General features: G+C 51.2%; 31 protein-coding genes. 10 read left to right on the top strand and 21 right to left on the bottom strand.

Going from position 1 to position 26,375, the window contains the following annotated elements; all coding sequences use genetic code 11:
- Nucleotides 1-113 precede the first annotated feature (113 nt).
- The gene (locus QWY20_RS09690) at nucleotides 114-941 is read left to right on the top strand and encodes a MipA/OmpV family protein (RefSeq protein WP_330128818.1); all 828 of its coding nucleotides are present in this window, start codon (nucleotides 114-116) and stop codon (nucleotides 939-941) included.
- Between the two features lie 77 nt (nucleotides 942-1,018).
- Here the strand turns inward: QWY20_RS09690 and QWY20_RS09685 are convergent, their stop codons facing one another.
- The 5 genes from QWY20_RS09685 to QWY20_RS09665 form a co-directional block, all read right to left on the bottom strand.
- Nucleotides 1,019-1,432, bottom strand: a complete 414-nt coding sequence (locus tag QWY20_RS09685) for a hypothetical protein (RefSeq protein ID WP_330128817.1) — start codon at nucleotides 1,430-1,432, stop codon at nucleotides 1,019-1,021.
- 59 nt (nucleotides 1,433-1,491) lie between these two features.
- Nucleotides 1,492-1,800 carry a hypothetical protein gene (locus QWY20_RS09680; protein ID WP_330128816.1) on the bottom strand — a complete coding sequence of 103 codons (309 nt, stop codon included), beginning with the start codon at nucleotides 1,798-1,800 and terminating at the stop codon, nucleotides 1,492-1,494.
- A gap of 99 nt (nucleotides 1,801-1,899) precedes the next feature.
- Nucleotides 1,900-2,199, bottom strand: a complete 300-nt coding sequence (locus tag QWY20_RS09675) for a hypothetical protein (RefSeq protein ID WP_330128815.1) — start codon at nucleotides 2,197-2,199, stop codon at nucleotides 1,900-1,902.
- Between the two features lie 77 nt (nucleotides 2,200-2,276).
- On the bottom strand, nucleotides 2,277-2,573 hold the full coding sequence (locus QWY20_RS09670; protein ID WP_330128814.1) for a hypothetical protein: 297 nt from the start codon (nucleotides 2,571-2,573) through the stop codon (nucleotides 2,277-2,279).
- Nucleotides 2,574-2,703: 130 nt separating this feature from the next.
- Nucleotides 2,704-3,027: a hypothetical protein gene (locus QWY20_RS09665; RefSeq protein WP_330128813.1), complete on the bottom strand. Its 324-nt coding sequence runs from the start codon at nucleotides 3,025-3,027 to the stop codon at nucleotides 2,704-2,706.
- Between the two features lie 202 nt (nucleotides 3,028-3,229).
- On the opposite strand from QWY20_RS09665, the gene QWY20_RS09660 reads away from it, so the two are divergent.
- Nucleotides 3,230-4,234 (top strand): IS110 family RNA-guided transposase, encoded by a 1,005-nt coding sequence (locus QWY20_RS09660; RefSeq protein WP_330128873.1) that lies wholly within the window; start codon nucleotides 3,230-3,232, stop codon nucleotides 4,232-4,234.
- 473 nt (nucleotides 4,235-4,707) lie between these two features.
- On the opposite strand, the gene QWY20_RS09655 is transcribed toward QWY20_RS09660, so the two are convergent.
- The 9 genes from QWY20_RS09655 to queF form a co-directional block, all read right to left on the bottom strand.
- On the bottom strand, nucleotides 4,708-5,547 hold the full coding sequence (locus tag QWY20_RS09655) for a DUF4062 domain-containing protein (protein ID WP_330128812.1): 840 nt from the start codon (nucleotides 5,545-5,547) through the stop codon (nucleotides 4,708-4,710).
- 95 nt (nucleotides 5,548-5,642) lie between these two features.
- A complete protein-coding gene (locus QWY20_RS09650) occupies nucleotides 5,643-6,062 on the bottom strand; it encodes a hypothetical protein (protein ID WP_330128811.1) in 420 nt (139 codons plus the stop codon).
- A 292-nt stretch (nucleotides 6,063-6,354) separates the two neighbouring features.
- The gene (locus QWY20_RS09645) at nucleotides 6,355-7,362 is read right to left on the bottom strand and encodes an isocitrate dehydrogenase (RefSeq protein ID WP_228610892.1); all 1,008 of its coding nucleotides are present in this window, start codon (nucleotides 7,360-7,362) and stop codon (nucleotides 6,355-6,357) included.
- Between the two features lie 168 nt (nucleotides 7,363-7,530).
- Nucleotides 7,531-9,168, bottom strand: a complete 1,638-nt coding sequence (locus QWY20_RS09640; RefSeq protein WP_330128810.1) for a hypothetical protein — start codon at nucleotides 9,166-9,168, stop codon at nucleotides 7,531-7,533.
- On the bottom strand, nucleotides 9,140-9,538 hold the full coding sequence (locus QWY20_RS09635) for a DUF3192 domain-containing protein (RefSeq protein WP_330128809.1): 399 nt from the start codon (nucleotides 9,536-9,538) through the stop codon (nucleotides 9,140-9,142). Before QWY20_RS09635 ends, QWY20_RS09640 begins: the two co-directional genes overlap by 29 nt.
- Nucleotides 9,525-10,349: a flap endonuclease Xni gene (gene xni, locus QWY20_RS09630; RefSeq protein WP_330128808.1), complete on the bottom strand. Its 825-nt coding sequence runs from the start codon at nucleotides 10,347-10,349 to the stop codon at nucleotides 9,525-9,527. The genes QWY20_RS09635 and xni overlap by 14 nt, the downstream gene beginning before the upstream one ends.
- A 4-nt stretch (nucleotides 10,350-10,353) precedes the next feature.
- Nucleotides 10,354-11,712: a nucleotide 5'-monophosphate nucleosidase PpnN gene (ppnN, locus tag QWY20_RS09625; protein ID WP_330128807.1), complete on the bottom strand. Its 1,359-nt coding sequence runs from the start codon at nucleotides 11,710-11,712 to the stop codon at nucleotides 10,354-10,356.
- 22 nt (nucleotides 11,713-11,734) lie between these two features.
- Nucleotides 11,735-13,294: a diguanylate cyclase gene (locus tag QWY20_RS09620; protein ID WP_330128872.1), complete on the bottom strand. Its 1,560-nt coding sequence runs from the start codon at nucleotides 13,292-13,294 to the stop codon at nucleotides 11,735-11,737.
- A gap of 490 nt (nucleotides 13,295-13,784) precedes the next feature.
- On the bottom strand, nucleotides 13,785-14,624 hold the full coding sequence (queF, locus tag QWY20_RS09615) for an NADPH-dependent 7-cyano-7-deazaguanine reductase QueF (protein ID WP_330128806.1): 840 nt from the start codon (nucleotides 14,622-14,624) through the stop codon (nucleotides 13,785-13,787).
- An 80-nt stretch (nucleotides 14,625-14,704) separates the two neighbouring features.
- On the opposite strand from queF, the gene syd reads away from it, so the two are divergent.
- Nucleotides 14,705-15,256, top strand: coding sequence for a SecY-interacting protein (gene syd / locus QWY20_RS09610; RefSeq protein WP_330128805.1), 552 nt, complete (start codon nucleotides 14,705-14,707; stop codon nucleotides 15,254-15,256).
- A 2-nt stretch (nucleotides 15,257-15,258) separates the two neighbouring features.
- Here syd and QWY20_RS09605 read toward each other — a convergent pair whose 3' ends face one another.
- Together QWY20_RS09605 and QWY20_RS09600 are read right to left on the bottom strand one after the other, a co-directional pair.
- A complete protein-coding gene (locus QWY20_RS09605) occupies nucleotides 15,259-16,032 on the bottom strand; it encodes a DUF2310 family Zn-ribbon-containing protein (protein ID WP_330128804.1) in 774 nt (257 codons plus the stop codon).
- Nucleotides 16,019-16,354 carry a hypothetical protein gene (locus tag QWY20_RS09600; RefSeq protein WP_330128803.1) on the bottom strand — a complete coding sequence of 112 codons (336 nt, stop codon included), beginning with the start codon at nucleotides 16,352-16,354 and terminating at the stop codon, nucleotides 16,019-16,021. The genes QWY20_RS09605 and QWY20_RS09600 overlap by 14 nt, the downstream gene beginning before the upstream one ends.
- A 146-nt stretch (nucleotides 16,355-16,500) precedes the next feature.
- Between QWY20_RS09600 and QWY20_RS09595 the strand changes: the two genes are divergently transcribed.
- Nucleotides 16,501-16,866 carry a DUF3192 domain-containing protein gene (locus tag QWY20_RS09595; RefSeq protein WP_330128802.1) on the top strand — a complete coding sequence of 122 codons (366 nt, stop codon included), beginning with the start codon at nucleotides 16,501-16,503 and terminating at the stop codon, nucleotides 16,864-16,866.
- Between the two features lie 35 nt (nucleotides 16,867-16,901).
- Here QWY20_RS09595 and QWY20_RS09590 read toward each other — a convergent pair whose 3' ends face one another.
- Nucleotides 16,902-17,132 (bottom strand): DUF2789 domain-containing protein, encoded by a 231-nt coding sequence (locus tag QWY20_RS09590; protein WP_330128801.1) that lies wholly within the window; start codon nucleotides 17,130-17,132, stop codon nucleotides 16,902-16,904.
- Nucleotides 17,133-17,249: 117 nt separating this feature from the next.
- Here QWY20_RS09590 and QWY20_RS09585 point away from each other — a divergent pair, with 117 nt between their 5' ends.
- Nucleotides 17,250-17,900, top strand: coding sequence for a GNAT family N-acetyltransferase (locus QWY20_RS09585; protein WP_330128800.1), 651 nt, complete (start codon nucleotides 17,250-17,252; stop codon nucleotides 17,898-17,900).
- A gap of 14 nt (nucleotides 17,901-17,914) precedes the next feature.
- Here QWY20_RS09585 and QWY20_RS09580 read toward each other — a convergent pair whose 3' ends face one another.
- On the bottom strand, nucleotides 17,915-18,238 hold the full coding sequence (locus tag QWY20_RS09580; RefSeq protein ID WP_330128799.1) for a DUF3301 domain-containing protein: 324 nt from the start codon (nucleotides 18,236-18,238) through the stop codon (nucleotides 17,915-17,917).
- 134 nt (nucleotides 18,239-18,372) lie between these two features.
- On the opposite strand from QWY20_RS09580, the gene QWY20_RS09575 reads away from it, so the two are divergent.
- From QWY20_RS09575 to QWY20_RS09565, 3 genes are read left to right on the top strand one after another with little or no spacing between them, the layout of a single operon-like run.
- Nucleotides 18,373-18,690 carry a YqcC family protein gene (locus QWY20_RS09575; RefSeq protein WP_330128798.1) on the top strand — a complete coding sequence of 106 codons (318 nt, stop codon included), beginning with the start codon at nucleotides 18,373-18,375 and terminating at the stop codon, nucleotides 18,688-18,690.
- Nucleotides 18,668-19,471, top strand: coding sequence for a tRNA pseudouridine(65) synthase TruC (gene truC, locus QWY20_RS09570; protein WP_330128797.1), 804 nt, complete (start codon nucleotides 18,668-18,670; stop codon nucleotides 19,469-19,471). The genes QWY20_RS09575 and truC overlap by 23 nt, the downstream gene beginning before the upstream one ends.
- Nucleotides 19,468-19,917 carry a flavodoxin gene (locus tag QWY20_RS09565; protein WP_330128796.1) on the top strand — a complete coding sequence of 150 codons (450 nt, stop codon included), beginning with the start codon at nucleotides 19,468-19,470 and terminating at the stop codon, nucleotides 19,915-19,917. Before truC ends, QWY20_RS09565 begins: the two co-directional genes overlap by 4 nt.
- An 88-nt stretch (nucleotides 19,918-20,005) precedes the next feature.
- On the opposite strand, the gene dapD is transcribed toward QWY20_RS09565, so the two are convergent.
- The 3 genes from dapD to map are packed head-to-tail and all read right to left on the bottom strand — an operon-like array spanning nucleotide 20,006 to nucleotide 24,269.
- Nucleotides 20,006-20,830, bottom strand: coding sequence for a 2,3,4,5-tetrahydropyridine-2,6-dicarboxylate N-succinyltransferase (gene dapD, locus QWY20_RS09560; protein WP_330128795.1), 825 nt, complete (start codon nucleotides 20,828-20,830; stop codon nucleotides 20,006-20,008).
- 9 nt (nucleotides 20,831-20,839) lie between these two features.
- Nucleotides 20,840-23,461, bottom strand: a complete 2,622-nt coding sequence (glnD, locus tag QWY20_RS09555) for a bifunctional uridylyltransferase/uridylyl-removing protein GlnD (RefSeq protein ID WP_330128794.1) — start codon at nucleotides 23,459-23,461, stop codon at nucleotides 20,840-20,842.
- Nucleotides 23,462-23,480: 19 nt separating this feature from the next.
- Nucleotides 23,481-24,269, bottom strand: coding sequence for a type I methionyl aminopeptidase (gene map, locus QWY20_RS09550; RefSeq protein ID WP_330128793.1), 789 nt, complete (start codon nucleotides 24,267-24,269; stop codon nucleotides 23,481-23,483).
- 291 nt (nucleotides 24,270-24,560) lie between these two features.
- On the opposite strand from map, the gene rpsB reads away from it, so the two are divergent.
- Together rpsB and tsf are read left to right on the top strand one after the other, a co-directional pair.
- A complete protein-coding gene (rpsB, locus tag QWY20_RS09545) occupies nucleotides 24,561-25,289 on the top strand; it encodes a 30S ribosomal protein S2 (RefSeq protein ID WP_330128792.1) in 729 nt (242 codons plus the stop codon).
- A 92-nt stretch (nucleotides 25,290-25,381) separates the two neighbouring features.
- A complete protein-coding gene (gene tsf, locus QWY20_RS09540) occupies nucleotides 25,382-26,254 on the top strand; it encodes a translation elongation factor Ts (RefSeq protein ID WP_330128791.1) in 873 nt (290 codons plus the stop codon).
- The last annotated feature ends 121 nt before the right edge of the window (nucleotides 26,255-26,375 follow it).

Here is a 26,375-nt window from a genome sequence, read left to right as displayed (position 1 = left end):
AAACCAGCCACTCAAAAAAATGCAGCAGCAAGAGATCTTGCGATCAACGCCAAGCGTATAAGGAATAACTATACTCCGGGCGTTTCAAGCCCCAACTTATACAGGAATAGTGTATGAAAAAGTTTAGCGCTTTGCTGCTGATCGCATGCATGCAGGGTTTTTTCTTGCCAACGGCTGTGGCGCAAGAAGGAAGAGCCGCCCTGGTGCCGTTGCCCTCCGTCGATGACTTTACCCGAGGCAAAGATGGCTGGGCCTTGGGGCTGGGGCTTGGCATTGAATATGAAACCGCCTACGAAGGTTCCGACGAATTTGGCTTTGAGCTGGATCCGGCGGGTGCCCTGCAATGGCGGCGCGGGGATAATATTTTCTTTTGGGCGGGGGAGGCACTCGGTTGGCGCGGCCTTCGCGCAGATACCTGGTTATTTGAAGCCCTGATCGGTTTTGATGAAGGCCGCGAAGAAGGGGACTCCAAAAAGGGCTATCTGGATGGACTTGGTGACAATGATGAGAGCTTTGAATTCGTGCTGCAAGTGCGTCGTGCTTTTGCTGCCGATTGGCGTTACTGGCTCATCGGCCGGGTGGTTGCCGGCAGCAATGGCAACCTCGGATTGGTTGGTGTGGGCCGCCGCTTCGGCGATAAACTCGATGGCTCCGGCTCTGAAATCAATCTGGTTGCGGTGTTTCACGACAGCAAATTCGCCAATACCGATTTTGGCATCACCGCTGAGCAATCGCTGGCATCCGGCTTGAATGAAACCCGGTTAAGTGGTGGCTTTCGCTCGCTGGGGGTCAATTACAATTATCGCTACATCATCAACGACAACTGGCAGATTTTTGGCGAGGCGCTTTATGAGCATTACAGCAGCAAGGTGCAGGACAGCCCTATTGCCCGCAGCAAGTATGAGGCCGAAGTAGGTATTGGGGTTATTTACGTTTTCTAGCCCATTCTGCGTAAGCGTGCGCCCTATGGGCGCACTTTGAGTTTAAGACATGCAGTGATGTTGATCACATTTAATTGTCAGGTTTTAGCCAGCTTCGCACTGCGAGCTAAGTAATAAAAACACACGGCCAGCAATAGATAGCGCGGTAGCGTGATGGCTATGGTATGAAGCAGCTGAGGCTGTGATTGCACCACAAAGTACAGCTGAAGCAGCATCACAGGGGCAAGCAATAAGGCATAAAAAGTTGCATCAGGCGTTTTAATGACCAACTTACTGACAAAAGCCAGCACCAAAAACGCTGCTGCCAGCGGCACTGCGATTGTGAACAAGTCGACCAGGGTCAATGCCAGCAAGCTTGATACCTGTGCAACAGGTTTTAAAATGTCTGCAGGGATAACAACCGCAGCACCTATGCCAGCAATCACTATGGATGCATAAGCCAGCGCAATGCCTAAAATCACTGCGATGAGTCGGTTTTTTCGTGGTTCCATCTAGTTAACTCCTTGTTTTTGTCACATGCTCAAAGCAGCGGTGCATGTTCTGTTGGTATTTACTGGTAGAAAGGACCATACAATTTTGAACTACCATCCAACCCATTCACCAGGCGAATGTAATCAGCATTTTCGGCTTCAACCCGGTAAAGTATAAAGGACAAGCCATCGGACATCGCTTCGTCCTTAACTTTACAAAGAGCCCCATTGCTTATCTCGGCTAGATCTTTCTCTTTGGCAACTTCGCTATCTGCAACTAACTGGCCTTGAATCAAGTACTGCTTCACATGGCGTTCATTGTCCTCTGAGCAAGTATCAAGACCCAGCCAATAAAACCCTGACAGCACAACTCCTGCGATTGATAACATCTATTGTCCTCAGGCAAATATGACGCTCAGCGGATGCGCCAGCAATTTATTAGAATTTGAGCGCCCAACGGCGTGTTCTGATGGCAATGGTTGTGGAGCTTAGGCACTACACCATCTCCTTACCATCGTGGTGAGCACTGCTGTAGTGCATGCCACCAATGAAAACTGCCCCACCATGTGCAGGGCGAGTTTCGGCCAGAAATTAATTTCTTCAGTAAACAGTGGATGCCACACATAAACAAGCGACAAGTTACCAGGATAGAGTAACACCTGAAAACCTGGTATAGGACCGCCCCAAAAATCCCAGAAATTCCAGCTTAGTGTGAAAGCAACTAGGCCGATCACGACGGACAGTGCCCCCGAAAGCATAGCTATGGTTGATGTTTTAAGCTGGCTCATCGTGCTCGATAACGCCTGGGACAAACGCGGGTAACTTGTTGCGCGTGGAGCTGCCAACCGCGTTTTTGTTGGGGTGGTCATCTTTTATTATCGGGTTCATTTTGAAGTGTCACCAAGCAGCTTCCATCATCTTGCTGACGATATGAAATTTCGTCAGCAATGAACTCTCGCTCACCAAATACCAGTTTGGACTTTTCGCCCTCTGAGGAAGTAATTTCAAACTTGCAGTTTCTGAGCAGTAACTCACTAACGTCACTACTTACGATATGTCCATCGCCATCAAAAACATTGACTGTTTTTCCGCTTATCACCGAGTTCTCTGCGAAGCAGCAGAACGTAAAAATCAATGTACTAAACATTATGATGTTACGCATATTGGACTTTCCCTAATCTCATAAACCCTCATTTCGTATAATGCAAAGCATAATGGCGACAGGCCGCGCAGCAGGTTGGCGTCCCAGCAACAGTAGGAGCGAGTGATGCACATTGTTAGCCGCGTTTGTTTTATAAAGCACGTTTTGTGTATTTATTTTTTGCCACTACAAAAGCTGGTAATGGGATAATACAGATTGCCATTACGATTAGCGAATATCCGACAATACCAACAACTCTGAAATAAAACGCAAGTCCTAAAAAAAACATTAGAACGCCTGTTATGACAATGCTGTTACCAAGATATTTTGCGAAGGATACAGCATCAGTAAGCCTTGAAAAATCGACACCATTGATGAGATTTAATCGTTGTTTTACTGAAATAAGGTAACCAAGCATAACCAAAACCAAACCTGAAACGGCAGTTACTACACCAAGGTACAATGATATATCCACTTAAATCCCCTCAGGTGACAAAAAGATAAAACTTAAATAGGCTGCTAACGCCGCGTTCACCGGTTTATCCGGTGCAACGCTTTGATAATCATTGAGCCTTCTCCCCCAGCTTCACCAATTTGGCTAAGCTGGAAGGCGACCAAACCAAAAAGGAGAAGACCCAATGAAATTTTATACTACACAACACCCGTACTATTGTTGAATTGATTTGCATGCACGCTCTTTGTACGTTTGTATTCTGGATGCTGCCGGTGAAACCATCTTACACCGCGAAATCAAAGCATTACCAGAACCTTTGCTTGATTTATTAGCACCTTACATCGGCAATGTCGTTGTTGGTGTTGAATGCATGCACTGCTGGTACTGGGTTAGCGACTTTTGTGCTGAACACGGTATCGATTTTATTTTAGGCCATGCGCTGTATATGAAGGCCATTCATGGCGGCAAAGCCAAGAATGACCGCATTGATTCCTATAAAATCGCGCATCTTATCCGTGGTGGCAACTTCCCCATGGCCTATGTTTATCCACCTGAAATGCGCTCTGCCCGTGACTTATTGCGCCGGCGTACTCGCCTTGTTCGCCATGGTGCGGATCTAAAAGCACACGTCAAAAACACTGTAAGTCAGTACAACTTACCTCCCAATAATCTGGATCTGAAATACCCTTGCGCCCGCGAAGCGATGCGGGATTGTTTTGATGATCAGTTTGTGCAGCGCAATGTCGATCTGGATTTAAACATCATCGCGTTTTACCGCCATGAACTCAGTGCCATCGAATGGTTTATTGAAAAACACGCCAAGCATCACAACGGCAACGACTACCATATCCTCACCAGCTTTCCCGGTATTGGCCGCATTATGGCGCTCACCATCATTTATGAAGTCGGCGACATCGCACGTTTTAGCACAGTACAGGACTTTGCTTCCTACAGCCGGCTGATTAAATGCAAAGCCGAATCGGCAGGTAAAAGCTATGGCACTCAAGGCAATAAAATCGGTAATGCCCATCTAAAGTGGGCCTTCGGTGAGATTGCAGTGCTTTACCTGCGCGGCAACGACAAAGCGAAAGCCTATTTACTGAAACTGCAAAAGCGCATGAGCAAAGCCAAAGCGCTCTCTGCTCTGGCGCACAAGGTTGGCCGCTGCGTCTATTACATGCTGAAAAACCAGAAGGTGTTCGATGAAAAACGTTTCTTAGCAGGTTAAGCCGCGGGACAAGGTGAGCTGAACGTCTAACTGGAACACCATGGCTGATGCTCAAATGAAGGTTGGGTAGCACGTAGCAATAAGCTGAACACCCGTCTTCTGGCACACTGCCGTAGCCAGAGCGCTTTGATTAGACACCTTGTCGCCGCGCATACCCATCAGCAAGATGGTTTGCACCTGTGCTGAGCCTGAAACTAACTGGCTGTAAGCCCGACGCCTTGAATAGTGCCAGCAACAGGTTAACCAATGAATGTCTGGTGCCCCTGCTGTCAGCAAGGATGCTGAAATCAGCAGGCACTCATTGAGCATGAGATAAGAGAGCCCCGATATGTGTTTGTTGCAGGCTATCGCCTGGCAACCATAATGACAGATGAAGCAGTCTATCTTGCTGATGGACAAAGGCCTGGCCGCTAGCGCGGCCAGAAGAGCGGTTTTACCTATTGACTCCGAGTGGGCTCATATGTGTTACGTTTTTACAATTCGATCATGTCAGCGACCTGGTAACCCTCGTTACTGATCTCGAAAACTTGACCTTTATGGCCGCGCTCAATCACAAAGCCTTTCTCGACCAGTTCCTGCAACGCGCCTTCCCAAAGGGCAACCTCTCTACGCTCGTTAGAGCTAATCAGGTTTTTGCCATTCGTTTGAAGATCCGTGCCGCCTAAATGGCGCAGGTATAGGATAGTTCCGTTTTTGTCCTTGCTAGCTTCTTTGAGTAGAATCTTTGCTTCGTTTGTAAGCTCTGGAAACGGGGTTTTAGACTCTACCACATGGATATCATCTACCCCAGACTCCGACTTGAACATTGGATGGTCATACATTTTTAGCTGAAGCTGGCGATAGAATTTTTCTTTAAAGCCAGTTAAATTGTCGTAACTTTCATATAGACCCCTGCTTCTGCACGAGTCTTTAAACTGCTTCAGCTGTTCAATCTGCTCTGATTCTACCGTATCCATGGCTACTGGTTGACTAGAAAAGTAAAGCATCGTTGGCTTTCCAGACTGCATATGTCTTTCAATTTCTTCAACCGTGCCGCTAGCATACTCTGTAGTAGGTGTGCCAATTCGAGTCCAAAAAACACCAACCAGAAGATCGCATCTTTCTAAAACTTGATTATTGATAATATTCTGAGCCGAGTCTCCCATTTCAGGTGACGAGTGGGTCTCCCACCCAACCGGAAGCAGAACAATTGATCGTGCCTGAGAGTGAACCGCATTCCACTCATAAACAACATCACGAATTATTGCTCGCTCCGAGGCAACATCGCCGGGCGATGCAATCATCACGTTGTAAACCTTTGATTCATAGCTCATAGCACGACGATTCCTTGCAAACGTAACGCCCGCCACAAACGCGAGCAACTTGTTGCGAGTCGAGCGCCGAATGGGCGCGTTTTTGATGGCGATTGTTATGCTGCATGCTCGACGGTTACTTTTTTAAACAACAATTGAATTTGAAAAATGTTTAGAGCAAACACCATAGCCGCAAGTGCTGATTTCACGAAACTGCCCACGCCGACCCAATGAGAAACCATAAGCAAAGCTAACACACAACCAAAACTCGCGCCGATAACCACAAAGCTTTTACTGAACAGCGACCACCGCTTACCATGCTTTTGCCGCTCGTAGCTTATTATCGGTGACAACAGCAATGCAGAGAAAAGAACTGCCGCACTGCAATAAAATACTATTTGTAAGATAACGTCTTTGTGAAGACCTTGCCCCATATTTGCTAGCGTGGCAAAACCAAACCATATACCAAAAATCAAAACGAATGGCACGACCGCCAGTTGTAAAACAAACAATGTGATAAGCGACGCTCGGATCATCTGTTTACTCTTGCTGCATAACAGCTTGATAGTTTGTAAAATCCCTTCTTTCCGCGCGGGATTTTCCCTTCTTTCTTTTTTGATGAAATTAAACTAGCGAAAAGCTTGCTGATAAGCAACAGAATTTTAACGATGAGCCTGAGTGCGATTGGTGATTGCGGGGTTTTTGCTTGCGATTGACTGGTTCACTGCTGGTTTACTGTGAATTGAGTGTTTGTACAGTCTTGGCCGGCTGGATGTTGGCATTAAAAAAACCGCCGCAGCGGTTTTTTTAATGGGGTAAGCGGGGAGCTTACAGCCGTTCCAGCATCGCTGCGGTGAAGTCGGTGGTGCCGTGGCTGCCGCCCAGATCGCGGGTGGTGCGATCGCCGCTGGCAATCACATCGGTCAGGGCTGCTTTGATTTTCTCGGCTTTGTCTTTCATGCCCAGATGCTCCAGCATCTGAATCGACGCCAGGATCACCGAGCTTGGGTTGGCCAGGTTTTTACCGGCGATATCCGGCGCGCTGCCGTGCACGGCTTCGAAAATCGCGCAGTCTTCACCGATATTGGCACCCGGAGCCATGCCGAGGCCGCCGACCAGGCCAGCGCACAAGTCCGACAGGATATCGCCAAACAGGTTGGTGGTGACAATCACATCAAACTGCTGTGGGTTCATTACCAGCTGCATGCAGGCGTTATCGACAATCATTTCCTGCATCTGAATGTCGCTGTACTGGGCTGCTACTTCACGCGCTACTTTTAAGAACAAGCCAGAGGTGGATTTCAGGATATTGGCCTTGTGCACTACGGTCACTTTTTGACGCTGCTCACGGCGTGCCAGCTCGAAGGCAAAGCGCACGATGCGCTCGGCACCTTCGCGGGTGATGATGCTGGTGGCTTCAGCGACCAGGCCATCTTCGGACACCACCTGGCCATGGCCGGAGTACATGCCCTGAGTGTTTTCCCGGATGGTGATGATATCGATGTTCTCGTAACGGGCTTTGGTGCCTTTGAACGAAATCACCGGCCGTACATTGGAGTACAGATTGAATTTTTTACGCAAGGTCACATTGATGGAAGTAAAGCCTTCACCCACTGGCGTGGTCAATGGGCCTTTTAGGGTGATCTTGTTGCGGGCAATCGCATCCAGTGTGGCTTCTGGCAGCAGCTCACCGGTTTTTTCCAGTGCCGTTAAACCGGCATCAACGTATTCGTACTGAAAATCGCAACCGGCTTTATCGAGAATTTGAATGGCTGCTTCAACAATGCTTGGACCGATGCCATCACCTTTGATGACCGTAATGGTTTGGGTGCTCATGAGAAACCTTATCATTAAATGTCGTGGAATTGGGAACTGGGCAGGTAGGTACGCCCAAAATCGCGGCAAATTATAGCATTTTTTCCGGATATGATACCAGTTTGTAGAAAGGTTACTTGATATACGACCTTAGTCTTAGCTTTGCTGGTAAGAAATTAAGTAATAAAACTACATTGTTAGCGTCAGTGGGTAGTAGCAGTGTTGCAACAGGCTGGCGGGTAGCTGCTCTGTCAGCTGGCTGGGCGGGGCAGGCTGCAGCATGAACTGATCGCAACATTGCCAGGCGCCATGCAGCAGCTCACTGTACTGGCTGACCTGGCCAGGCTGGGCGTGGGCGCTGGCTGGTACACGAAAGTGCAGCACCGCTTGTTGCAATGCCTTGGGTTGCTGATACTGCTTAAGCAACCACAGCACCCGCTTTAAATAGCCATCGGACTGCCACAGCTGCTGCTGACACAGTTTGTGCAGCTGCTGGCAACTGGTGGGGCTAAAACCGGCCAGATACCGCAGTGCGCTCTGTTGCCAGAGCGGTAAGCACAGCAACCAGCTAAGCAATTCCAGCTGAGCCGCAGGTAGATCCCAGGGCTGTTCGGATAACGCCTGATGCAGCAGAGCGCGCAGTTGCACCAACCAGTGATGATAGGGTTGGTGTTGTTGCAGCGCAAAACGCTGGCACTGCACTTGTGCCAGTAGCCAGGGAAGTTGGGCATGGCCCAGCAGCAACAGCGCATGTTTCAGCTGGTGAATTTCCTGCTGGCTGCGATTGGCTTTGCTGGCAGCAGCTAACAGCAAGGCTGTACCGGTTGCATCCTGCTCCAGCTGGCAGAGTAGCTGAGCTGGCTCCAGTGCACAGAGCTGCTGAATGGCTGCATAGTCTAACACTGAGGCCGACTCATGACCCGAAACTATGGCTGGCAGCGATTGCTGAATTAAATCACTGTGCTCCGCTTTGCTGATCTGCTGCAACCACCGCCAGTCGTGAAAGCCGCCTTGCAGCTGACAGGCTTTATCCGGCTGCTCAATCGCCTGCACCGGCCCAGACAGCTGACCTTGCCGGATGGACACGCCAAGCCAGAGCTCCGCTTGTTGATCCAGCACCAGCCACTGCTGCTCTTGCTGCAGCAGCAGGCCGCAACGCCAGAGGGCAGAGCCAATGCCTGCCAGTGCTTCGAGCAGCTGAAAGCTGGCCGGATCGGGCTGACGCCAGAGCATCAGCCGAAGCCAATGCAGCAGATCATCGGCTGGATTCAGCACCAGTTGCCGGGCCAACTGATTGGTCAGTTGCAGGGCGGTGCTAAAGGGGTTCTGTTGCCAACTTGGTTTGGTTTTACCGGCATAACAATGCTGTAGCCAATAGCGGCTGGCAGGTGCCAGTACCGTTTTCAGCCGGCTCAGGCTGTAGTGGGCAGGAAACTGCAGCAGTTTGTTGCTTTTGCGCTGCTCGTCGGTCAACTTATTTAAGGGGGCTGCCAGCGCCGCCAGACTCAGCAGCGCCGTGCAGAGCAGTTGCTGGATCAGTTTTTCCGGCCACTGCAGGGCTCGGCCAAGCAGATAGAGCAGACTGCACTGCTTGAGAGCCAGTACGGTGCAAAAAGCACAGTGCTCTGGATGAAACGGCAACTGGGCATAGACAGCATAGTCCGACTCTGAAGCGCAGTTGCAAAAGGCTTGTGCCAGCTGGTCTGCCTGTTGCTGCACAGCATCCGCCTGGGTTGGGTGGTGCGATGTTTGATAAAAATCCGCGACAGCCTGATACAGAGGCTGCCAGTCCCCCGGCTTAATGAACACTTGGACGTTGTTGTTCATACAAATCGATGGCTTCATTGCCGATGGCCACCAGTTGGCGGTCTATAAACAACAGGGCAGTACACTCATCTTCCGTGGTGATGCCATCGGCAATGGCTCTGTGGGTACGGTAATACAACAACTGATGGACGACGCCATCTTTACGGTAGGCGCGGGTAATATCCGGGCCACCCAGCCGATCGATCACTTGCTGTTGCAGTACCTTGACCTTGGGCTCTTTCTCCAGGCTTTGAATGTACTTGGCGTTAAAGGCCTCGCGGATTTGCCAGTTCATTTGCCCTGGATCATCCGGGTAAAACCGCAGAATACCGGCAACAACAATAAAGTACAGGGCGATACCTGCCAGTAGCAGTGCACTAATTCTGAGCATGAGCAGGCTCCTGGTTGGGGTAACGTAACTGTTGCAGGTTCAGACCAAGCTCCAGATCGGTACGGGGCTGAAATAATTGCAAGAAACACTGAATATCGGCTTTGTGCTCAGTGAGTTTGCTGTGCAATGCTTTGGGGCAGTCCGGATGTTGCAGGATCTCGCTAAAGGTATCGCCCAACTGCAACAGCTCCAGCGCCGTTTTGGGGCCGATACCCGCCACACCGGGAATATGGTTGGTGCTGTCGCCGACCAGGCTCCAGTAACGGATCAAGCGTCTGGATGGCACACCAAACTTTTGTTGCACATAGGCTTCATCCAGATAGTCGCGGCGGAAGTGATCATACAGTTTGACCCCGCTATCCAGCAGGGTGCAATAGCCTTTGTCGGTAGAAACAATGGTTACCTCTTGCTGATGCTGCCGCATCTTTAGCGCCAGCGAGGCAATGATATCATCGGCTTCATAGCCTTCGTGCTGGTAAATGGCGATGCCAAGCTGCCGGATGTGTTGCTGCAGCTCTGGCAGGGCTTGTTGCAACAGTGCCGGCATCGGGCTGCGGTTGGCTTTGTAATCCGGATACAGCTGATGACGCCAGGTCGGTTGCTGGCTGTCAAATACCAGCACCAGATGGCTGGGTTGGCACTGCTCGATGATGGTGCGCAGTGCCTTATCGACCGCTTGGCTGGTATTTTTGATCAGTTGTTGCCGGGTGTTCTCGGTCAGTTGGTCGGGTAAAGGAAGATAAGGCCGCTCCTGCACTGCATAGAGCCGCCTGATCAGATTCATCGCATCAATCAACACCAGGTGAGTCATGGTTCTATTGTATGATCCTGTAACAAGGCTCATAGGCGCTGCCTGGGAGCTTCATCCGGCCTTGCTCTACAAAGGCTTGCAGTAAGCGATCCATCATGCGCATCAGCTCAGGTTCGCCAGTTAACTGAAACGGACCGTGCTGCTGAATGGCTTTGATGCCTTCATCTTTTACATTGCCTGCTACAATGCCGGAGAAAGCCCGGCGCAAATTAGCCGCCAGTGTTGCGGTATCTTGCTGGCGGTGCAAGTCCAGTGCGGCCATATTGGTATGGTTCGGGATAAATGGCTGCTGGAAGTCTTTTTCAATCTTGAGTGTCCAGTTGAAGTGATAGGCATCGCCGGCCTGGCGCCGATAGTCACGCACTTCCTGACAACCGGCTTTCAAGGCTCTGGCCACGGCTGCCGGATCATCAATAATCACCTGCACCAGATCCAGCGCCTGCTGGCCTAAGGTTTGTTCAATAAAGCGAATAATTTCCTCAAAATAACCTTCACTGCTTTTCGGCCCGGTCAGGATCACCGGTAGTTTTTGTGCCTTATTGTCCTGGTGCAGCATAATGCCCAGCAAATACAGCAGCTCTTCTGCCGTACCTGCGCCACCGGGGAAAATAATAATGCCGTGGGCAACCCGGACAAAAGCTTCCAGCCGTTTTTCGATATCCGGCAGAATCACCAGTTCATTCACAATTGGGTTCGGTGGCTCAGCGGCAATAATGCTGGGCTCGGTCAGGCCAAGATAACGTCCCTGACTGATCCGCTGTTTGTTATGGCCTATGGTAGCGCCTTTCATTGGACCCTTCATGGCGCCCGGCCCACAGCCGGTGCAGATATTCAGGCCGCGCAGACCAAGCTGATAACCGACATCCTTGGTGTACTTGTATTCGGCCTCTTTGATGGAATGGCCGCCCCAACAGACAATCATGGTTGGCTCAGTATTGCAGCCCAGCACCTGGGCATTGCGCAAAATATCAAACACGCTGTGGGTAATGTGCGCGCTGCTGGTGAGATCCAACCGGTTGGCATTGATCTTAAGCTGGGTATGGTAAAACAGGATATCGCGCAATACGGCAAACAGATGCTCATGAATACCACGGATGATGTGGCCGTCGACAAAGGCGTCTTTGGGGGGATTAAACAGCTCAATTTTAATGCCGCGCTCACGGCTGATCAGGTTGACAGCGAAATCCTGAAACTGCTGATAGATTTCGGCCGAACTGTCGGTGTGGCTGCCAACGTTCAGCACTGCCAGACAGCAATTACGAAACAACTGAAAGGCTTCTTTGTTGGTGGTTTGCTTCAGGCGGTCGACTTCAAGTTGGGACAGCAGGCTCATTGAACCAACCGGATTTAATTGCACATGCATAAAAGGCTCCATAACCGCGGCATTACTTGTGCGCGGATTTAAGTACCACTTTATCCCTGCCGGCATGTTTGGCTTCATACAAGGCTTCATCGGCCCGATCAAAGGCAGCTCGCGCATTGTCGTGTTCGGTGAGTTGGGTCGTACCAAACGACAGGGTGATAGGGACTTTTTTGTTTTTAAATTTAAAGGGAATTTTTTTAATTTTTTCCCGCAGATTATTCAGTGGTTTTTCCAGTTCCGACAGGCTGGTTTCCGGAAACAGGATGACAAACTCCTCGCCGCCATAGCGGGCGATAAAATCGGTTTCACGCAGGCTCTGTTTCAACGCCCGGGCAATCACTTTTAACGTTTTATCGCCCGCGCTATGGCCATAGTTATCGTTGATGCTTTTAAAATGATCAACATCGCCCAGAGCAATGCAAAGTGGCGTGCCATAGCGCTGATAGCGCTTTAATTCCAGCTCAAAGCGTTCATCAAAGGCGGCCCGGTTCGGGATTTCAGTTAAGGCATCCTGCAGACTACGGAACTTTTGTTCGGCCAGCTTCTTCTGAAACTGCTGCGCTTCCGCCTCCAGTTCGATTAAGCGGTGCTCCATGGTCTTTAAAGAGCCCAGCATCAGCTCACGCTCTTGTTTTTCCAACTGTTCTTTTTCTGCCAAGGAGCTGGTGATTTCAGTTAAGCGCTCATTGACCAGTCCTTTGAGCTGCTCCAGCGAGGTGGCATTTTTGCTGTCTTTGCCAAAAGCATCAATTTTAAGCTCCAGCTGGCGATTCAGCTGGCTGAGCTTGCTATGCAGTGAACTGGACTGGCTGAGTGAGGACACCAGCGACTTTTGCACCTGCTCCAGTGTATCGTGCAGTTGCATCAAAAAGTGTTGGGCTGATTGACGCTCAGAATTAATACTGGCAACGATGATGGTAATGGTGCTGAGGCAGGCATTGAGCAAATCCTCAATGCCCAGGTGGTCCATCAAGGATTGACGAATTCTTTCGATATCGCTGGAGAACTGTTCGGCAAAGCTCATTTCGCTCAGCAGGTTGGTCAGCTCTACCGAGATTTGCCGGCAAATGTGGCCATAGCGGTCCTGCTCTGGGTTGTCGGAGCTATCCAGGCTTTGTTTTGCTTGCAGTGCATTTTGATACAAGCGGGCCAGATCGGTTAAATGAGGCAGATAGGCATGGATGGTGGGTGAGCTTTCGTTCACCTTGGTGAGCAGTGTCCGTAAGTCCCGCCGTAACTGGTCGGGCAGGCCGCGCTGTTGTTGCAGCAGTTGTCCGGCTTCTTTCAGCCCATTTTGCAGCTTTCGCAGATCCTGCTCATTTTTACTTTCCAGATGCTTTAAGCCATCACTCAGGGCCTGTACCAGGGGCAATAACTTTTCCAAATCTGTGCCGCGGGCCAGCTCTAAACGAAGCTTGGCCAGCTTGTTGTCGAGCTCAATATCAAGCCCTTTGCATGCAAGTGATAACCGGGAGACGAACTTGGCCAAAATTTTAAACTGACTTTCGTAGGTGTCTTCCAGTTGTTTGCGTGTTTTTAACGCATGCTCGAGTTGCTGCTTTAAGTCGTCTTGCAACGGCATCACCATGAATGATTATCAGAAAATGGTTACAGTGATAGGTCAAATCTAAGTATATATGCTAGCACAAGAATTGCGACTGTTGTTTGACAGAGATACGAATTCTGCATGGCGATGCTGAGGAAAAACAAGCCGGTGAGGGAGCCGGCTTGTTTGGGTAGGGTAGTTATCCGGCCAGCTCTTTGGCTGTTGGTGCCAGACAGGTTACTTACACAGATAGTAAGGTAACCAGGATTGTTCTTCGCTAGAGGTAAGGTGTTGCATGATGCTGTTCATCCGTTGTCTGACTGCAGCCCAGTCCATCTGAACTGCTGGATGAATTATAAACAAAAAAGCGCTATTTTGAAAGTTATGCTGAAAGTTTTCTTTTGGTTTTTCATTTATTGGGGCGCCTTAAAAGTGAGATCTAAATAAAATCAGTGGCTTACTGTGGGCTCTTGAACTTTCATTTTGAAAGCTTCCCTGAAAGTTTTCAGTTTTTGTTGCTTTTGGTTTATTGTCTGGTCAGGCGGATCACCGGCACAGGATAGGGCTCACTGCTGCGCAACGGGTTGATATCCAGGCCACCACGGCGGGTGTAACGGGCATACACCGCCAGAAACTCTGGTTGGCATTGCTGCCAGATATCGGTAAAGATGCGCTCAACACATTGTTCATGGAACTCGTTGTGCTGACGAAAACCGATCAGGTAGCGCAGTAAAGACTCATGGCAAATGGCATTGCCACGGTAATGAATAAAAACACTGGCCCAGTCTGGCTGATTGGTGATCAGGCAATTGGATTTCAGCAAGTGTGAAAACACCTTTTCATCCCGGGGAGCCGCATCGGCCTTCAGCGTTAATTGCTCTGGTTGATAGCGGTATTCGGATACTTCGATATCCAGATCATCCAGGCAACTGCCCTGGATCCAGGTCGGCTGAAAGGGCTGCAACTCATTGACATTGTGCAGGGTGACGTCCACTTTCGCACCGGCACAGGCGGATAAATCCTGTTGCAGCAAACGAAACACTTGGCCTAAATCGGCAAAGCGGGTTTGATTTAAACTGTTCAGGTACAGCTTAAAGGATTTGGACTCAATCAGATTGGGTGAGTCGTAAGGCACCACAAAAGTGGCCAAAGCCACCACCGGCTTGCCTTTATGATTCAGCCAGGACAGCTCATAAGCATGCCAGATATCCTGCCCCGTAAACGGCAGCTCTGTACCGAGCTGCAATTCATTGCGGCCCACTGAGCGCGGTACGGCCTGCAGCAGCCCGGGGTTATAGTCGGCGGCGTAAGCCGTGACCTTACCGAGGCTTAATTGTTGCTGCAGTTCTGGCTCAAGCTTTGTCATGGCAGTTCCAGTCAGGTTAGAATGACGGCATTGTACCATAGCGGTTGATGATGGATCAGCCGAAAATAAGGACGAATTGCATGGATTTGGCCGCCAGTTGGCAGGATTTTATTGAACGGACCCTAGCCTGGTCGCAACAACAGCAGCAGCCGTTGCTGACCGAGCGGGATAAAGTGTTGCCATCGCCTTGTGAAGTCAAAGCGCAGGGCGATGATGTGGTGCTTTGGCAGCCAGTGTTGCAACAACCCCGGTTGGATTTTCAGGCGGTAGAGCAGGCGCTGGAGCTGACACTGCATGCCGATATCAAAGCCTTTTATGGCCTGTACTATGGTGGCGGCCTGGCCGCAGAGCATGCCGAAGGCAAGCTGTTGTTGCTGATGCCGTGGCATGAGGCGGATTGCGACCGTTTAAAAGAAAACATCATCGGTCATATTCTGATGAAACGGCGGTTGCGCCAGCGTGAAACGGTCTTTGTGGCGGTGACCGATGATGAAAATGTCATGGTCTCGGTGTTAAATAGCAGCGGCGAGGTATACGCCGAGTCGGTGGGGAAGGAAGTACAGCACAAACTGGCCGACTCGCTCGGCGAATTTTTGCAGCAGTTAACACCGGCCAGTAGCGACGGTTTCTGACTTTACTGGCAGTCCCAGGCGATGTTGGAGACCAGCCGGCAGTTGTCGCAACGAAACTGAAACAGGCCGTGCCAGTGGTCGCTCAGCTGCCAGTCACTGCCGCAGCCAGGGCATACTTTGCTGGCTTCCAGCTGGCAATCGGGGCTGCTGCCACTGTACAGATAGTAATAACAGGCTTTGCCGCTTAATTGCTCTACCCGCCGGGCCAGTCGCCTGCCTTGGCGATTCAGCTTGCTGTGCAGCTGCTGCAAAGCGTTCTCCGCACTTTTGGGCAGCACCCGCTGTTGCTGCATTTGTATTTCATCCAGTGCCTGATATTGCAGTTGCCAACGGATGAAGTCTTCATAATCGCTGTGCTTTTCAGCCCCCAACCGAAATAACGGCACAGGTGCAAAATGTTCGCTGCAACGCAGCGGTGAGACTTGCTCGGCAAAATTGGTAAACAGCAGATAGCCTGGGGCAGGCTGACAGGGATCGGTATGGCTGGACATCAAATCCTGCCCCAGCAGCTTTAATTTAGGATAACTCAAACCCGCCTCCGGCAGGGCTGCTAATGCCTGCTGGCCACGCTGGCTATGATACTGCGGCTTTAGCGCATCTTCGGTAGGCAAAATCACCCGGCTGCAGAAATGATCGCCGGCAAAATAGGTCGGAAACTCCCGGCCAATCAATTGGCCCTGAAAAATCAGCGCTTCCAGATACTGCCGGATCTGCTGCTCTGCCTGGTGGTAGCTGGTATCGCTAACCAGCCGAAACTGCAGCTCAGCCAGCCACATCGTTGTTTCCTTGTTGTTCCAGCCTTGCCAGGCGTTGCTCCAGCTCGGCGACTCTGGCTTCCAGTTGCGCCATACGATCCGTCTGAGGATCGGGATGAGCTGGTAATTCAGTGTGCTGCTCAGTGGAGGGGGGGCTGCTGCCAGCCGCTTGTTTTGCAGCGGCTGGCAGTTGCTTCCATTGCTGAAAAGCGGGCAGTAAGTCTGCCGGCGGTATTTTGCGGCCCAGGCGGCTGCGCAGCAATGCCAGGCTGGGAGTTTTGCCTTCTTGCATCAGGCGGGCGGCTTCCTGGCTCAGTAATTCCAAAGCTGTGGTGGTGTTCATTGGTTAAATCCGCTAGTTAATGGCCAAATCATACATCAACTTTGCCTTTGTTGGCATGTGTTGAATTTAAGTTATTGATTTTAAATAAATTAAAAGTTGGCCTTTTCCTTGCTTTATCTGTGGTGCTTAACAATAAGGAGAACACAATGACCATGAAACATTTGCTGTTGGTATCTGCACTGATCCTGCCATTATCTGGCTGTGTGGTGGCGGTCAATGGCTCGAAAGAGGCTCGTTTTAATGAAGCGGACTGGCGGCAAACCCAAAAAGCCAATCTCAGCTATATCAATCAGCTCACCACCGGAACCTCGCTGGTGCAAGTGATGCAGGATTTGGGGGCACCGGATTTTACCGAGGCGTTTCAGCAGGGAGATAGCTCGGTACAGGTACTGTTTTACCGCACGCATCACCGGCGCAGCGATGGCATGACCACCAAAGATGAATGCACACCGCTGGTGTTTAGCAATGGCCGTTTAAGCGGTTGGGGCGAAAAAGCCTACGCGCAGCTGTAAAATCGTCGCAGTAAAGCCAGAGCATTGCTTTGGCTTTACTTGCGCAGCAAGGTATTCAATTCATCAATCACTTCCGACCAATCGGCATCTTCTTTGAGCGACTCGGCAATAAAACTGGCCTGGGCAGGGTTCCAGAAGGGGGCTTTTTCCAGTGGCACATGCTCGGCCAGCCGATGCTCTGCGATAAAGGCATCCATCGCGGCCTGATCATTCTCAAGCCCAAGTTGGGCAAACAAAGTCGCCAGGCTATGCGTTGATGTATCCATAAAAACGTCTCCTTTGAAAAAACCTGTCTTAAGGGTAGCGTATTAAAGGAGATTGGCAATTGCCAATTGCCCTGCTATGGTGATGAAAAAACAATCATAATAACCATTAGGGATGCTATGTCGGTTGAACACTTAAATCATTTGCTGGTGCGTGAGCTGGAAGGGTCAGAGCTCAATGTAGCCGCTTCCATTTTGTATCAGTCCTATCACGATGATCCGCTGTTTATGACTATTTTTCAGGCCGAAAAATCCGACTATGAAAAAAAGTTACGAGCAGCCATTCGCGAGGAGCTGAGTGCTTTTTGGCAAAGCAGCCAAACCATCTTAGGGCTCTTTCAATCCGAGCAGCTGATCGGCGTGGCTTGCCTGGTGAAAGCCAACTCAGGCCTGGGCGGCCATCGCTACTGGCACTGGCGGTTAAAGATGTTGCTGACCGCAGGTTATGTTTCCACTCGCCAACTGCTGGAAAAAGAAGAGCGCATTCATGCAGCCATGCCGGCCAAAGATTACCATATGCTGGCGTTTATTGCGGTATCGCCCCGGCATCAGCAGCTTGGCCTGGGCCATCATTTATTGCGGGCGGTCGATCAGCTGGTGGATGAAGATAGCAACTCGTCTGGCGTAGGTATTTTTGTCACGTTAGAGAAATATCTGCCGTTCTTTGCTGGTGATGCCTACCAAACAGTGACAGAGCTGCGTTTTAACACCGTGCAGGGCAAGTTGCTGTTTCGGCCGCGCCAGGCCAATGCCAGCCAGGCAGAGGTCTGAGTCCAATCTGATAGTTAATGCGGATGGGTAGGGGCGTTGTCTGGTAAGCGGTGTGGTGGTAAATCAAATGCCGCATACTGCAAGCCAGACAAGCTCAAGGTGCCCTGATAGCGGCTCTCGCCATCGCTGCTGAAATCGACGCCATAATGCGTTAACCAGCGCAACCGGCCCTGACGGCGTTCCAGTTTGTGCTGCAGCCTGCCACAATCCAGATACTGCAACTGATGCATTTTGCACAGATGCCTGGCCAGTAAAATCGCGCGCTCGTCTTGTTTGCGCTGCAACCAGAACAGATAACAAATCAGCAGTAAGCCAATAATCAGCCAGGTAGTGGCCATGGAGGTGATCCTAAAACAAATACCGATGCTTATGGTACTGGCAAAACTGGCGGCAGACAACCGACGTCATGCATACTGGTTTCAAGCCAGGTTATGGTAAGATCCAGCCAGAATCAATTGCCTGAGGAGTTGGGATGTCAGAGCTGATTGTTGCTGCACTGCAGGAAATTAAAGCTGAGCTAAAAGCGCTGGAGCTGTGGAGCCCGCTTCCACCCAGTCCCGAGGCCATGGCAAGCACCGCCCCCTTTTGTTGCGACACCATGCCGTTTGAGCACTGGTTGCAATTTGTATTGTTGCCACGGATGCAGGCCTTGCTGGATGGCGGGCATCCTCTGCCCGAGAAAGTGGCTATTTTGCCAATGGCTGAAGAAACGCTGGCCAAGTATCCGCAGGATACCCGTTTATTGTTGTACTGGATTGGACGATTTGATGCCTGTTTCCAAACTGATTGAGGCCCCCGAAATTACCGAGCTGACCATTTTGTATCAGGATGAATGGCTGGTGGCGGTAGACAAACCAGCGGGTATGCTGGTTCATCGTTCGTTTTTGGATAAACACGAAACCCGTTTTGTGATGCAGACACTGCGCGACCAACTGGGTCAGCATGTCTTTCCGGTGCACCGGCTGGATAGGCCTACCTCGGGCGTGTTGCTGTTTGCGCTATCCAGTGAGGTGGCCCGTTTGCTGAGTGAGCAAAATGCCAATCAGCATTGGCACAAAGGCTATCTGGCGGTGGTGCGTGGTTATCTGCAGCAAGGCGGTACGCTGGATTACCCATTAAAAGAACAGCAGGATAACATTGCCGATAAATTTAGCGACCCGAATAAGGAAGCGCAAGCTGCGATCACTGATTATTTGCCGCTGGCGCAAGTGGAGCTGCCTATTCCAGTCAGCCGTTACCCGGCTGCGCGTTATAGTTTGGTGGCACTCTCGCCCCGCACCGGGCGTAAGCATCAGCTAAGGCGGCATTTGGCGCATTTGCGCCACCCGATTGTGGGGGATACCAGCCATGGCGATGGCAAGCACAACCGCTTGTTTCGCGAGCATTTAAACTGCGCTCATTTACTCTTAATGGCGAAGCAACTGATCCTGACCCATCCCATTCACGGTACTAAGTTGTGTATTGAAGCCAGCCTTGTCAGTTGGCGGCCGCTACTGCAGCAACTGGGTTGGCCCGAAGATGAAAGCTTTTATCGCCAGGCACTGGCGACCCTTTACAAGGAGCAAGTATGAACCGTATTGCCATTATCGTGGGTACCGTCTATGGCGGTGCTGAGTACCTGGCCGAGCAGGCAGCAAAGCTGCTTACAGCGCGGGGCTATCAGTGTACTTTGCATTTGGATCCAAAACTGGGTGCTGTGCTGGCTGAGGATCCGGATGTCTGGCTGGTGATAAGCTCCACCACCGGGCAGGGCGATATCCCGGACAATGCCTTGCCGTTTTTTATCGATGCCCGCGATCGCTTTCCGCTGTTGACCGACAAAATCATTGCAGTGATTGGCCTTGGTGATAGCAGCTACGAGAATTTTTGTGGAGCCGGCAAGCAGTTTTATGAACTGCTGCAGGAGCTGCAGGGCAAGCCGCTGGCCGAGCCGCTGTGGATTGATGCCTGTGAAACGCTGGAGCCGGAAACTATAGCGCTGCCCTGGCTGGAAGCACATTTCCCGTCCAAAGGTTAGGCCAGAGAGGTTGGGGTAGGTAAGCCAGGGCTAACATACGACAAAGGCCAGCGTTGGCTGGCCTTTGCAGGAAGCGTGCTGCGGCTCGCTACTCGATATTACGCAGCAGCGCATTGATGCCGACTTTGGCGCGGGTCTGAGCATCCACTTTTTTCACAATAATGGCAGCATACAGGCTGTGGCTGCCGTCTTTGCTTGGCAGGCTGCCTGGCACCACCACTGCACCAGCCGGTACCCGGCCATAGCTGACTTCACCGGTTTCACGGTCGTAAATACGGGTGCTCTGGCTGATGTACACGCCCATCGACAGCACAGCGCCTTCTTCGACAATGACCCCTTCCACCACTTCAGAGCGGGCACCGATAAAGCAGTTGTCTTCGATGATGGTTGGGTTGGCCTGCAATGGCTCCAGCACACCACCAATGCCCACCCCACCGGATAAATGCACGTTTTTACCGATCTGAGCACAAGAGCCAACGGTGGCCCAGGTGTCAACCATGGTACCTTCGCCGACGTAAGCACCGATATTGACATAGGAGGGCATCAGCACCGCGTTTTTAGCGATGAAGCTGCCTTTGCGTACGGCTGCCGGTGGTACCACCCGCACGCCTTCGGCGGCAAAACGAGCGGCATCGTAGCCGGCGTATTTCATCGGGACTTTGTCGTAGAACCTGGTTTCGCCGCCATCCAGCACTTCATTGTCATTGATGCGAAACGACAGTAAGACGGCCTTTTTCAACCACTGATGCACCACCCATTCGCCAGCCAGCTTTTCGGCCACCCGGGCTTTACCACTGTCTAACAGCTCCAGGGCTGCTTCAATAGCGGTTCTGTGCTCTGCCGAAACGGTGCTGGGTGTGATGGAATCGCGTTGCTCAAATGCTTGTTCAATAATGGTTTTTAAGTCTGCCATCTTGGGTTATCAACCTTCTGTGTCGTGAGTTAAATGGTCAATCAAAGTCCGTTTCAACTGGCTTTGCTGGTCAAAATCAAGGGCAGTATCGTCTGCCGTTGAGACCATGAAAAAATCTTCTGCCCGCTCGCCTAAGGTAGTGATTTTGGCGGCGTGAATTTGAATAGCGCACTGCTGGAATACATCGCCAATACGGGCCAGCAGGCCTGGTGCATCCAGTGCGGCAATTTCCACCATGGTGCGGTTCTTGCTGTTGCCTGGCAAAAAGCTGACTTTAGGCGGCACATTGAACTGGCGCATCTGGCGCGATAATTTCGAGTGGCGCTGGGGCTCAGTTTTGCCGGCAATGGCCTGCTCCAGCGCGCGTTTGATGCTTTGTACCCGTGATGGCGAGGTCACCGGCTGGCCATTTTGCTCCAGCACCACAAAGGTATCCATCGCATAACCATCTTTATTGGTCATGATCTGGGCATCGAAAATGGCCACTTTTTTGCTATCAAGCGCCGAGACCAGCCGGGCAAATAGATTGGGTTGATCCGGCGTGTACACAAACACCTGAGTACTGCCCCTAATGGGCGCTTTGCTTACCAGCACCAGGGGTTGTTTAGGCTCTTTGTGGCGCAGAATGTGCTCGCAGTGCCAGACAATCTGTTTCGGGTTGTAGCGGATAAAGTAATCCGCCTTGATCCGGCTCCACAAATGCTGAACTTCCGTTTTGGTAAAAGCCTGGCGCTGCAATAAGCGCATGGCCTCGGTCTGATTTTCCCGGATTTGATCGCGCATATCCATCGGCTTTTCCAGCCCACGGCGAAAGGCTTTTTGCGTCGACAGATAGAGATCGCGCAGCAAGGAGCCTTTCCAGTCGTTCCACAGGTTGTCGTTGGTGGCGCGAATATCGGCCAGCGTCAGGCAATACAGGTAATTGAGCCGGGTTTCATCCCGTACCTTTTCGGCAAACTCAGTCACCACCTGGGGATCATGAATGTCTTTGCGCTGGGCGGTGACCGACATCAGCAAGTGCTGTTCGACCAGCCAGCTGATCAGCTTGCTGTCAAAATCACTGAGTTTGTGCAGCCGGCAGAATTCTTTCGCATCCATGGCGCCGAGCTCGGAGTGATCACCGCCCCGGCCTTTGGCGATATCGTGAAAAATACCGGCCAGAAACAGCAGCTCGGGTTTTTCCATCCGACGAACGATATCCGAGCACAGTGGAAATTCGTTGTCGTATTCCGGCAGTGTATAGCGATACAGGTTTTTCAGCAGCCGGTGGGTGTGTTCATCCACCGTGTAGGCATGAAACAAGTCAAACTGCATCTGGCCGACGATATTGCGCCACTGCGGCAGGTAGGCCGCCAGCACCCCGTATTTGTGCATTAAGGTGATGGCGGTATCCATGCCGCGGGGATGGCGCATCAGTGCCAGAAATAGCCGGCGGCAGGCCTCGTAATCCTGCAAATCACCCATCAAACGACGCCGAACCTGACGCAGCAAACGCAGCGTATCGGAGTGAATGCCGGTGATATTGGAGTTGTTGGCAATGTGCCAGAATAACTTCAGCAGATTATCGCGCCGGGCAAAAACGCCGTTATCCAGCGCTTTGATCAGGTGGCCGTGCAGCTCAAAGCTGTCGTCCAGCGGTTGTACTTTGGCGCTTTGGTGGTTGTTCAGGATGCTGCCTTCAAAATGCTGCAACAGCATTTCGTTCAGTTCGCTGACCCGCTGCACGGTGCGGAAAAAGCGTTTCATCATTCGCTCAACCGTGGCTTTGCCGTCGCTACCAAAACCAAGCCGCTCGGCCACGGCGGGCTGGTAGTCAAACAGCAGACGGTTCTCGTTGCGACCCGCTTCCAGATGCAGCGCAAAACGCATTTGCCACAAATACGCCTCACACTCCATCAGCTCCTGATACTCGTCTTCGGTCAGGTATTGATAAGCTACCAGCTCGCGCATGGTGCGGGTCTGAAAGTGTCGTTTGGCGACCCAGCCGATGGTCTGAATATCACGCAAACCACCTGGGTTGGCTTTTAAGTTCGGCTCGAGGTTGTAGGCGGTGCCATGATACTGGGCGTGACGCTGTTGTTGCTCGTGGCGCTTGGCTTCAAAAAACTGCTGGCTGGTCCAAAAGTCTGGTGCATGAATGGCCTGTTGCAAGCGTTCATACAGCGCTTTATTGCCCAGCAAGCGGCGCATTTCCATCAGGTTGGTGGCGATGGTGATGTCGTCTTTGCCCAGTTGCAGAGTTTCATCCAGTGTACGAACACTGTGGCCGACTTCCAGTTTCAGGTCCCACAGCTGGGTGATGAAGGTGGACAACTGGTCTTGTTGTTTCGGGGTGAGTTGTTGCTCACTTAACATCAGCAAATCAATGTCTGAATACGGATGCAGTTCGCCCCGGCCATAACCGCCGACGGCAATCAGGCAGAGGGAGTTATCCTGATTGAGATCCTGTTGTTGCCACAAGGCCGCCAGCAATTGGTCAATAAAACGGGCCCGGGCTTTGACCAGGCTTTGCACCGACTGCTGTTCAAAAGCCTGTTCGGACCAGCGCAGAAAGTCGGCCATATGCTTTTTGTAGCCATCAAGGCTGAACTGACCGGGCCAGTTTTTTTGAAAAGCAACAGCTTCTTTCATGCCGTGGGCTCCTGTTGGTTTACTCGGCGCTGACCATCCGATCGATGGTATCGTCACTACGCAAGGTCAGAATTTCGCAGCCGGTTTCTGTCACCAAAATGGTGTGCTCGTACTGAGCCGATAAGCTGCGGTCTTTGGTAACCACGGTCCAGTCATCTTTTAGCAGCTTGCTGTGACGGGCACCGGCGTTGATCATCGGTTCGATGGTCAGACACATACCGGCTTTTAATACCTCGCCGGTCCCGGCACGGCCATAATGCAGTACTTGCGGCTCCTCGTGAAACTCAGCACCAATGCCATGACCGCAATACTCGCGTACCACCGAATAACCATGTTTTTCGGCATGCTGCTGAATCACCTGGCCAATATCCCCCAAGCGGGCACCGTCTTTGACTTTTTTGATGCCGAGGTACATGGCTTCCTGCGTGACTTTGATCAGGCGGGCTGCCAGAATACTGGGCTCGCCGATGACAAACATCCGCGAGGTATCGCCATGGTAACCATCTTTGATCACCGTGATATCGATATTGATAATGTCACCGTCTTTTAATGGTTTGTCATTGGGAATGCCATGGCAAATCACATGGTTGACCGAGGTGCAGATCGACTTTGGGAAACCGTGATAATTGAGTGGTGCAGGAATCGCTTGTTGTACATTCACGATGTAGTCATGGCAGCGACTGTTCAGTTCGTCGGTGGTGACGCCAGCAACGACATAAGGCTCAATCATTTCCAGCACTTCGGCGGCCAGACGGCCGGCCAGGCGCATTTTTTCGATTTCTTCCGGTGTTTTGATGATTGGGGGCATCCGGTCTCTCTCTGTGTCAAAAACAGTGGCATAAAAATGCCACAAAGCGGCTTTAATATTGTGTTTTACAGGTGGCTATGGTATAAAGCGCGCCGCAATTTAGCAAATAGCTTTGTGCTTTTCTTCAAAGTATTTCGTTATTGCTTATGCTGCGAAATGACAAATAACACACATACATCGGCACATGGGCCGGGGTGCCTGCACCTTACCTGCACAATGACGCGGGTTGGTAAGCGGGTCGGAACATGGGATGTATGGAGGCCTAACCCCTAAATTTAAGGTATTTTTATCATGGCAAAAGTTTCAATGCGTGACATGCTTCAGGCGGGTGTCCACTTCGGTCACCAAACCCGTTACTGGAACCCGAAAATGAAGCCGTTCATCTTCGGCGCGCGCAACAAAGTGCATATCATCAACCTGGAAAAAACCGTTCCGTTGATGAATGATGCGCTGAGCTTCATCCAGCAGGTTTCTGCTAAAAAAGGCAAAATCCTGTTTGTTGGTACCAAGCGTGCAGCTTCTGAAGCCATTAAAGAAGCGGCAAAAGGCTGTGACCAGTACTACGTTGACCATCGCTGGTTGGGTGGCATGCTGACCAACTGGAAAACCGTTCGTCAGTCCATCAAGCGTCTGAAAGATTTAGAAGCACAAAGCCAGGACGGTACTTTCGACAAGCTGACCAAAAAAGAAGCCTTGGATCGTACCCGTGAAATGGACAAGCTGGAAAAAAGCCTGGGCGGTATCAAAGATATGGGCGGCTTACCAGACGTACTGTTCGTGATCGACGCCGACCATGAGCACATTGCCGTGAAAGAAGCCAACAACCTGGGTATCCCGGTAGTGGCTGTTGTCGATACCAACTCTGATCCAAAAGGCATCGACTACATCATTCCTGGTAACGATGACGCCATTCGTGCCATTCAGCTGTATCTGTCTGCTGTAAGCCAGGCGGTCGCTGAAGGCCGTAGCAACACCATCGAAGTTCAGGCGGAAGCTGAAGGTTTCGTCGAAGCTGAATAAGCTGTTGGCTCCGTTGGAGCTGAACTGACAAAGACATCAACAGAGGCTTCGGCCTCTGTTTGTTCAACCCGATTGATAACGAGGATACTCTGATGGCTGTAACTGCTGCCTTAGTAAAAGAACTGCGCGAGCGTACCGGCGCAGGCATGATGGATTGTAAAAAAGCTTTGGAAGAAACCAAAGGTGATATCGAAGCGGCAATTGATGAGATGCGTAAGAGCGGTCTGGCCAAAGCGGCTAAGAAAGCTGGCCGTGTTGCTGCTGAAGGTACTATTTTAACCCGCGTTGGCAATGGCTACGGTGTTGCTGTTGAGTTTAACTGTGAGACGGATTTTGTTGCTCGTGATAGCAACTTCTTAGCGTTCGCAAACAGCGTGGCAGATCTGGTTCACGGCAACAAGATCTTTGCACTGGATGCATTGCTGGCGACCGATCTGAACGGCAGCACTGTGGATGAAACCCGTGCCGCTCTGGTGGCTAAAATCGGCGAAAACATCAATGTACGTCGTATTGCTGTGGTGGAAGGCGAGACCATTGGTCAGTACGTCCACTCTGGCCGCATCGGTGTTTTGGCGGTACTTAACGGCGGTAACGAAGAAATCGCTAAAGACGTTGCCATGCACATCGCAGCCAACAACCCTGGCTTCGTGAAGCCAGAAGACGTACCAGCCGATGTGGTAGAGCGTGAGCGCGCTATCCAGATCGAAATCGCGGTAAACAGTGGTAAGCCACAAGAAATCGCGGAAAAGATGGTCGCTGGCCGTATGGCCAAGTTCACTGGCGAAGTCAGCCTGACTGGTCAGCCATTTGTGAAAGATCCAGCCATCACTACCGGTGATTTCTTAAAGCAAAACGGTGCCGATGCCGTGTCTTTCATTCGCCTGGAAGTAGGTGAAGGCATCGAGAAGAAAGAAGAAGATTTTGCTGCTGAAGTTGCTGCACAAATTGCTGCCGCTAAGAAGTAAATTTGCGCTTTAGCCTTTGGGCAAAAAAAGCTAGAATAGCCGCGACCTCAGGTCGCGGTTTTTTTTGGCCGGCTGCCAGCAGAAAACCAGCCTGTACAGCGGATAATCAGATGGAGCACGC

The sequence above is a fragment of the Alkalimonas cellulosilytica genome, assembly GCF_036325985.1.
Classification (GTDB): Bacteria; Pseudomonadota; Gammaproteobacteria; order Enterobacterales; family Alteromonadaceae; genus Alkalimonas; species Alkalimonas cellulosilytica.
This window is presented reverse-complemented; position numbering and strand designations above follow the sequence as displayed.